General features: G+C 39.9%; 1 pseudogene. It reads right to left on the bottom strand.

Annotation, left to right across the window (positions count from 1 at the left end):
- A pseudogene (locus JKP73_RS22605) lies at positions 1–261 on the bottom strand (sodium:solute symporter family protein); the annotation flags it as partial.
- Positions 262–303: the final 42 nt, after the last annotated feature.

Raw genomic sequence — 303 nt, 5'->3', positions numbered from 1 at the left:
CGAACCGGCTACCCCAAAAACTGCATATGGAATTTCTGTATCTATTATTTGGGCTACTGCAGCACCTGCAACGCCTAGTACAATACTACCAATTGCACCTTTAGGAGAGAGGAAATTTGTACGACGTATGCTAAATCCTAAAAAAATTGGAACTAATAACCCTGCGGCCGAATAGGCGTAAGTTGCTTGTAGCCAACCTAATGCTTTTGGGTAATACAAGGCTAATAGAATTGCTAAAAAAATTACGAATACGGATAACATCCTTGAAGACCTTATCAGTTTTTTGTCGCTCACATCTGGATT

It is taken from the genome of Virgibacillus salexigens (assembly GCF_014905415.1).
Taxonomy (GTDB): domain Bacteria; phylum Bacillota; class Bacilli; order Bacillales; family Amphibacillaceae; genus Virgibacillus; species Virgibacillus salexigens.
Note: the sequence above shows the minus strand (reverse complement) of the source record. Positions and strands in the feature narration are given on the sequence as shown.